Below are 8136 nucleotides of genomic sequence, written 5' to 3'. Positions count from 1 at the left end.
TGGCCCGCGTGCGCCAGCACGCTTCGTGAACTGACTGTCGCCGACTGTTTGACCACAACGAACGAAGTGAGTGGCGGGAGTTTCGGCGACGGGCCATGAAACCAGTCAGCGCAGGGGAGTCGTCGCCCCGCCAGGGGCGATGACCGACCCGGCCGGCGAGCCACAGCCTCCCCACCCACGCCTTTGCACGCTCGATCAAGCCGCCGCCAGCCGCCCCGGCTTGTCCATCTGCGCCGACACCAGCACGACCCCGAGCGCCAGCACCGCGACGCCGGCGCCGAGCCAGCACAGATCGGTGAGCGGCCGGTCGGCGGCGATCAGCAGGCCGCCGAGCCAGGCGCCGCCGGCGTTGCCGAGGTTGAAGGCGCCCTGGTTCAGCGTCGAGGCGAGGTTGGGCGCCCCGACGGCGGTGTCGAGCACCCGCACCTGCGCGGCCGGGCCGATCGCGAACGAGACGATGCCCCAGACGAACAGCGTCACCATCGCCGGCAGCGCGAAGGGGGCGGTCCACGAGAACGTCAGCTGCACCAGCGCGATGCAGGCGAACAGGCCGGCCATCGCCGGCATCAGCCGCCAGTCGGCCAGCCGCCCGCCGAGCAGGCCGCCCACCGTGATGCCGCCGCCGAACAGCATCAGCGCCCAGCTGATCTGGTCGGGCGAGAAGCCGGTGACGTCGCGCAGGATGTAGGCGATGTAGGTCAGCACGGTGAACATGCTGACCGAGGCCAGCGTGCTGATCAGCAGCGAGCACTGCACCTGGAAGCGGGCGATCGCGCGGAACTCGCGCAGGATGCTGCCCTCCTGCGCGGGCAGCGCCGACGGCAGCCAGCGCCACAGCGCGGTGATCGCGACCAGCCCGATGCCGGTGACGGCCCAGAACGTCGAGCGCCAGCCGGCCGCATGGCCGAGCGCGGTGCCCAGCGGCACGCCGAGGATGTTGGCCACCGTGAGGCCGGTGAACACCAGCGAGACGGCCTGCGCCCGCTTCTCGTGCGGCACCAGCCCGGCCGCGACGACCGCGCCGATGCCGAAGAAGGCCGCATGGCAGAACGCGGTGACGACGCGCGCGACCATCAGGAACTCGTAGTTCGGTGCGATCGCGCACAGCGCATTGCCGAGGATGAACAAGCCCATCAGCGAGACCAGCGCCCGCTTGCGGTGCCACTTGGCGGTGAGGATCGCGAGGATCGGCGCGCCGATCGTCACGCCGAACGCATAGCCGGAGACCAGCATGCCGGCCACCGGCGCCGTGACGCCGAAGTCGCGGGCGACATCCGGCAGCAATCCCATGATCACGAATTCGGTGGTGCCGATGCCGAATGCGGCGGCGGCCAGGGCGAGCAGGGGAAGGTTCACGGGAGGGGGAGCGCGTGCGGAGGAAGCCCCGAACTCTACGTGGAAACCCGAAAGTCCGTTCGCGCCGGGAGATGCCTGGATGCCGGCCGAAGTGGGTGGAAGTGCAGYCGCAATGCAGGGAGGCAGGCCATCCGTCTGGAATTGCTGCATTGCGATCTGACACACAGCTTGCGCTCCCACACGGGGGCGTGAACCAGGGAGGGAATCCCCACAAAGGGTGACCCATGTTTCAAGAGCGATTCGAAGCGTTGATGGCGGGCTTGGCCGCGAGCCTGGAACTGGATGATCTGCCGGACCTGTTCCACAAGGGGCTGATCAACGTGGCCGGCACCGACGTGTTGCTGGGCTGTGCGCCGGACGGATCCGTCCGGATGGTGCTCGATCTCGGACCGCTGCCGCAGCATGAGCCGGAGCTCTTGCGCCGGCTGCTGCAGTTGAACCTGCGGCGTGCCGATGACGCACCGCTCACGCTGGCGCTGCACCCGGTGACCGGGCACATCGTCGGGGTCGCGCTCGTGGCGCCCGAGATCCTCGAATCGCCGGAGGCCTTGTCGACATGGTTGCTGTGGCAGGTGCCGTCGTGGGTGGCTCGCCTGAAGGCTGATCTGCAGGCCACCGAACTCGCGGCCGGCGGCGAGAGCCCGGCCGGCGCGTGGCATGCGCAAGAGGTGCTGGCATGAAGGAGGCACGCTCTTCGTACGGAACGCGGCGGCCTGGTCTTGGTGCAACCAGCCGTACCTCGGCGTCTGTCAGTGAATCATCCGACTCGGCGATCACGATGGAAAGCGGAAGCGCGGATGGGTTGAACACTCAGAGCTACGCCGAATTCGTCGCGGTCTATGCGCAGCGTGGCGACTTGGCGCCGGTGCGGCGCTTCGGCGCGCTGGAAGCGTGCCCCTTCCAGACGCAAGCGGAACGCATCCTCGGTGCGGACGTTCCGGCGACGGAGGTGGATCTCCTGGAGGCGCACCTGCAGCTGTCCGCAGAGATCCTCGACCGCATTGCACCTCTGTGCGCCCGCAAGGCGCGCGCGTGGGTCGAGGCCGGCCTCCTCGTCGTGGGGGAGGCCGGCACCAAACTGGCCCGGACCAAGAAGGAGTCGACCGTCGGAAAGCGACAGGCACGGTCCAAGAAGCTCGCTGCCCGCGTGCGGCGCCAGGCGGCCCGTGTCGGCATCACGGGTGGCTCCCATGCCTTCAATCCGCAAGCCCCGGGTGATGTGCTGACGACCCGAAAGCATCGCATCAACTACCTGGTGAATGGCGCGATCCTGGCCATGAAGCTGGGAGCGGCGGCCTCTGGTACTGAGGTCGGACAGCTGATCTCGGGGGTCGGCGAACTCGCCTCCCTGGCGACGCTGGGCTGGCACGGGGCGACCATCGATGGCGTGCTGCTGACCAAGCTGTCGACCATCCAGCAGGCGCAATGCAAGGTGCTGCTGAATTTGGCGGCGGCCGAGACGGTACTGCGCAGCTGGCTGGCAGGCGAGCGGCCTGACCCGCAGCTCGGCCTGCAGGCGATGGAGTTCTGGTCGGCCGTGGCGGCCTGGCCCGACAGCGCTGCCGTGATGGCCGCGACTATCCACCAGTACCACGCCGAGCATGGGCGCAAGCCGGAAGGCTCGCTCTGGATGGCCGATCGCACGGCGAAGCGCAACATGGCCGACGCGCAACAGGCGCAGGGGGGCTGGTTGCGGGACGTTCCAGGGGCGGCTGCACTGGGCATGGCCGCGATCGGCAGAGCGGCGCTCTACATGCTGCACGACTCGGCCATGCTCGGTGTCGCCGGGCCGTTCGGCATGATGGCGGGGCCGTTTGACGTGTTCCAGGGCTGCAACGAGCACACGTGGGCCAAGCTGACGATGCAGCAGTTCAGCTGGCGATTCGAGCAGCTGTCCAAGCTCGAGGCGGAGGTCGGGGAAGATCCGGTGCATGCAGCGATTCTGCTGACCGCAATGATGTACTGCGACCGCAAGATCGGCATCGCGAATACCGAGAGGCTCACCGCCATCAGCCGCATCCTCAATGGGATCGTGCGCGGCGGAGGTGGGACCACGTCGCTGTTGGCGATGCTCCTGCCGCTCCTCGGCATCGGCGTCGCAGCGATGGGCAAAGCCTCCACGGTGGTGGTTGCGGTAGCCGCGATGATCTTCTCGGCGCTGCTGGCCTACCGCCAGCACCTGCGGGCACAGGAAGCCCATGCGCAGAAGGAGGGCGAGCGCAGCAGCAAGGCCCTGAAGGCCACGCGCGACTTCGAGGCGCTGTGCGACAGCTTCATCAAAGGCTTCCAGACCACCCGCGGCAAGGGCAAGTTCGTGAACGGCGCAGTGGGCTACAGCGGGCAAAAGACGACGAGCTATGGCCCCGGCGGGAACGAAATGCTGGCGTGGGAGGTCATGGCGCGCGAGGTCACCGAAGGGTTCCGGGATGGCCAGCCGCTCAGCTTCTCGATGAAGATGATGCTGCATCTCGGACTCGTGGTGATGGATGCCGATCAACTGGAACACGGCGTGCTGGCGAAGCTGCATGCCGGCGATGAGGCGGGTGCGATGGATACCGTCGAGGGGGTGATCCGCAACCTGCTGGCGGCGCCCACCGCGCGCGCGGCTGAAGCCGTTCAGCCGGCGGTGTTCGAGACGGTCTTCGAGGTCGCCGAGGCGAATGCACAGCTGCTCGCTGGCACCGGGCGGCTGCCCTATGCCGAAGCGATCGCGCTCCTGATGTTCAGTTCGCGCAAGGATGGGGGGCTGGGCGTCGATCGCCCGGCATTCGAGAAGTCGATGAAGGTGCTGGCGCAAGGCTTCGACAAACGCGGCGCCAAGGCGGGCGTGGACGGTGTCTATCGGCGGATGCTTGACTTCAGTCGGACCCTCCTGCCGGTGGAGAGCGAATCACCGGCGCAGCGGCATCTGGGCACCTGGTTTCTTGCCGAAGAGCGCGCGTCGAAGCGGACAGGTTGGACCGGGGCGCTGGCGATGTCTCACTACCGGATCACGCAGCTGCTCGAGGAGGCGACGCTGCAGCAGGATGGCCCCTGGGCGGACCAAGTACGCGCGGCGCTCGATGCCCGCGTCGCACGCCGGTTGCACGGCAGGAGGTCCGGCGAAGACATGCAAATGGTGCGAGAGAAGGTAAAGGCGGTGCTGCTGAACGACGTGCGGGCGCTGCAGGCGGCCGGGGGGCTGGCCGGGTCGGCCGACAGGGTCGCGCAGGAGCTGTTCCTGGCCCTGGCACCGGTACCGGTATCTGCCAGCAAGACTGAGGACGAGGGTGTGGGTGAGAGTGAGGACCTGGGTTGAACTGGTTGGCCGTGCAGCCCGATCCCGAGGCGTCCGCGGCTGAGTTCCAATGCCCCCATGGACTCCGCACACGACACCGACCGCCGCCTCACCGCCCTGGAGATCAAGGCCAGCTTCAGCGAGGACCTGCTCGATTCGCTGAACGCGCTGCTCGCGCGCCAGCAGCAGCAGATCGAGCAGATGGCAGCCCAGATCGCCCTGCTGCGCCAGCAGGCCGCCGGCCAGGACGCCGGGCCGTTCCGCAGCCTGCGCGACGAGCTGCCGCCGCACTATTGACCGGAACAGCCGGGCTCTTGCCCCGCAGCTCCGGGGATCGCCATGTAGGCCGGCGCGCTCCAATGCCGGCATGCAGCCCGCTGCAAGCCAACGCTTCTTCGACGGAACCCGGCACCTCGCCGCGCACGACGCAGCGGGTGCCGAGGCCTGTTTCCGCGAGGCCATCGCGATCGAGCCTGAGCTGGGCGAGGCGCACGCCAACCTCGGCTGGCTGGCAGAGGCCGCCGGCCGCCTCGGCGAGGCCGACGACTGCTACCGCCGCGCGCTCGCGCTGCGGCCGCAGCAACCCACCATCCACCTGAACCACGCCGCGCTGCTGGCGCGGCTGAAACGCTTCGACGAGGCGCTGGCCGCCTGCTGGGCGGCCGTGCAGCTCGATCCCGAGGCGCCGGCCGCCTGGTCCAACCTCGGCGTGCTGCTCGCCCAGATGGGCCGGCACGGCGACGCCGAAGCCTGCTGCCGGCGCAGCCTGTCGCTGGACCCCCAATACCCGAAGGCGCACATCAACCTCGCCTACCTGTGCCTGCGCGACGAGCGCTGGGACGAGGGCTGGTCCCATTACGCGTGGCGCGGCTGGCAGCTCGACCTGGCCGGGCGCGTCACCTGCCCGCGCTGGCAGGGCGAGCCGCTGGACGGCCGCCGCGTGCTGGTCGGCCTGGAGGGCGGCTACGGCGACATGATCCAGTTCAGCCGCTTCGCCACCGTGCTGAAGCAGGCCGGTGCGCTGCGCGTCACGCTGCTGTGTCCGCCGCCGCTGCAGGCGCTGCTGGCGACGCTGGACGGTGTCGACGAGGTGCTGCCGGCCGACGGCCTGCTGCCGCCCGCGCACTGGGATTGCTGGACCTCGGCGACCAGCGTGCCGCGCCACCTCGGCACCCGGCCGGACGCGATCCCCGCCGCCCAACCCTACCTGCGCGCCGAGCCGGCGGCCGCCGCGCGATGGCAGCGGGCACTCCCGGCGAACGGCCTGCGCGTGGGCCTGGTCTGGAAGGGCAACCCCGCGTTCGAGAACGACGACGAGCGATCGCTGCCGTCGATCGACCTGCTGGCGCCGCTGGCCGCGTTGCCCGGCGTGCACTTCGTCAGCCTGCAGAAGGGCGCTGGCGAAGACGAGGCGCTGCGCGCGCCGGTCGCGCTGCACCTGGGCGGCGAGATCGACAGCTTCGCCGACACCGCCGCCATCGTGCAGGCGCTCGATCTCGTGATCTGCGTCGACACCGCGGTCGCCCACCTGGCCGGTGCGCTCGGCAAGCCGTGCTGGGTGCTGCTGCCGCAGCAGATGACCGACTGGCGCTGGCTCACCGGGCGCAGCGATTCGCCGTGGTATCCGGGCGTGCTGCGGCTGTTCCGGCAGGCGCAGCGCGGCGATTGGTCGCCCGTGGTGGCCGAGCTCGCCGCGGCATTGCGTGGGCTATCCTCGGCGAACCATGCCGTCCCAGCCGATCACCACCACACCGATCCTTGAGGTCACCGGCCTCGACGACGAGACGCTGCGCCGCGAGGTGATCGCTGGCGCCCGCCCGACCATCCTGCGCGGGCTCGTCAAGCACTGGCCCGCGGTGCGCCATGGCCTCGCGTCGCCGCTGGCGCTCGCGCAATACCTGGCCGACCACGACAACGGCAGCCAGGTGCAGGCGGTGATGACGCCGCCCGACCAGCACGGGCGGCTCTTCTACAACGCCGACATGAGCGGCTTCAACTTCATGCGCAACCAGCTGCCGCTGTCGACGGTGCTCGAGCAGGTGCTGCGCTACTCCGCCTTCCCGAACCCGCCGGCGGTGGCGGTGCAGAGCTCGCCGATCCCCGACTGCCTGCCCGGCTTCGTCGACGAGAACCCGCTGCCGCTGCTCGGGCGCAGCATCGTGCCGCGCATCTGGCTCGGCAACGCGATCACGACGCCGGCGCACTTCGACGAATCGAGCAACATCGCCTGCGTGGTGGCCGGCCGGCGCCGCTTCACGCTGTTCCCGCCGGAGCAGATCGGCAACCTGTACATCGGCCCGCTCGACCACGCCCCGACCGGCACGCCGATCAGCCTGGTGAACTTCGCGGCGCCCGACTTCGAGCGCTTCCCGCGCTTCCGCGAGGCGATCGCCGCCGCGCAGGTGGCCGAGCTCGAGCCGGGCGATGCGATCCTGATCCCGGCGCTGTGGTGGCACCATGTGGAGTCGCTCGCGGGCTTCAACATGCTGGTGAACTACTGGTGGCGCGGCGCGCTGGCGGCGGGCGACCCGGTGCCGTCGGCGCTCGACGCCCTGCTGCACGTGCTGCTGTGCCTGAAGTCGCTGCCCGCCGAGGAGCGCCGCGGTTGGGCCGCGATCTTCGAGCACTACGTGTTCGATGCCGGGCGCGACGCGGCGGCGCACATCCCGGCGAACCGCCGCGGCGCGCTCGGCGAGATGACGCCCGAGCTGCGCGAGCGGCTGCGCGCGCTGCTGAAGGAGCGGATGCGCTAGCTAGCGTGCCCTGCCGGCGCGGGGCAGCGTGAAGAAGAAGCTCGCGCCCTTGTCCTTCTCGGCGTGCACCCAGATCTCGCCGCCGTGCTTCTGCACCACGCGGCGCACGATCGCAAGGCCGACGCCGGTGCCGGGGAAATCCGATTCCCGGTGCAGCCGGCGGAACGGCTCGAACAGCTGCTGCACGTAGGCCATGTCGAAGCCGGCGCCGTTGTCGCGCACGCAGTAGACCAGGCGGCCGTCCTTCTGCGCCTCGGCGCTGAACGAGATCTTCGCGTCGTCGCGCTTGCCGGTGAACTTCCAGGCGTTCGACAGCAGGTTCTCCAGCGCGAGCCGCAGCAGGCCGGCGTCGCCGTCGGCCATCAGCGTGGCGTCGAGCTCGACCTGCGCGCTGCGCTGCGGCCACGCCGTCTGCAGCGTGCTCATGATGTCGCGCGCCATCGCGCCGATGTGCACCGGCTGCACGCGCACCTGGGCGCGCGTGACCTTCGACAGGCTGAGCATGTCCTCGATCAGCGCGTGCATGCGGTGCGCCGAGGCCAGGATGCTCTGCCCGAACAGCAGCGACTGGCCCTGCAGCGGCGGCGAGGCGTCGGCCAGCAGCATCTCGGTGTAGCCCTGCACCGCGCGCAGCGGCGCGCGCAGGTCGTGCGAGACCGAGTAGGTGAAGGCTTCCAGCTCGCTGTTGGCCTCCTGCAGCTCGGCGGTGCGCTGCTGCACGCGGCGCTCCAGGCTCTCGTAGACCGCGAC

The 8136-nt window shown here is 69.9% G+C and carries 7 protein-coding genes; 5 read left to right on the top strand and 2 right to left on the bottom strand.

Annotation, left to right across the window (positions count from 1 at the left end; all coding sequences use genetic code 11):
• Positions 1–195: 195 nt before the first annotated feature.
• On the bottom strand, positions 196–1356 hold the full coding sequence (locus AC1D12_RS17620; protein ID WP_477841867.1) for an MFS transporter: 1161 nt from the start codon (positions 1354–1356) through the stop codon (positions 196–198).
• A 224-nt stretch (positions 1357–1580) separates the two neighbouring features.
• Here AC1D12_RS17620 and AC1D12_RS17615 point away from each other — a divergent pair, with 224 nt between their 5' ends.
• From AC1D12_RS17615 to AC1D12_RS17595, 5 genes are all read left to right on the top strand, one after another.
• Positions 1581–2036 carry a type III secretion system chaperone family protein gene (locus AC1D12_RS17615; protein WP_477826433.1) on the top strand — a complete coding sequence of 152 codons (456 nt, stop codon included), beginning with the start codon at positions 1581–1583 and terminating at the stop codon, positions 2034–2036.
• A complete protein-coding gene (locus AC1D12_RS17610; RefSeq protein ID WP_477841865.1) occupies positions 2033–4654 on the top strand; it encodes a hypothetical protein in 2622 nt (873 codons plus the stop codon). Before AC1D12_RS17615 ends, AC1D12_RS17610 begins: the two co-directional genes overlap by 4 nt.
• A gap of 57 nt (positions 4655–4711) precedes the next feature.
• The gene (locus AC1D12_RS17605) at positions 4712–4930 is read left to right on the top strand and encodes a SlyX family protein (protein WP_047505769.1); all 219 of its coding nucleotides are present in this window, start codon (positions 4712–4714) and stop codon (positions 4928–4930) included.
• A 70-nt stretch (positions 4931–5000) separates the two neighbouring features.
• Positions 5001–6395, top strand: a complete 1395-nt coding sequence (locus AC1D12_RS17600) for a tetratricopeptide repeat protein (protein ID WP_477826431.1) — start codon at positions 5001–5003, stop codon at positions 6393–6395.
• Complete coding sequence (locus AC1D12_RS17595; protein WP_477841863.1) at positions 6358–7386, top strand: cupin-like domain-containing protein; 1029 nt, start codon at positions 6358–6360, stop codon at positions 7384–7386. Before AC1D12_RS17600 ends, AC1D12_RS17595 begins: the two co-directional genes overlap by 38 nt.
• Here AC1D12_RS17595 and AC1D12_RS17590 read toward each other — a convergent pair.
• The coding region (locus tag AC1D12_RS17590; RefSeq protein ID WP_477841861.1) for a sensor histidine kinase at positions 7387–8136 on the bottom strand (750 nt) is incomplete at its 5' end.

The sequence above is a fragment of the Rhizobacter sp. P1_G5 genome (assembly GCF_056405435.1).
The sequence above is the reverse complement of the archived record's forward strand: the minus strand, read 5'-3'. Positions and strand labels throughout refer to the sequence as shown.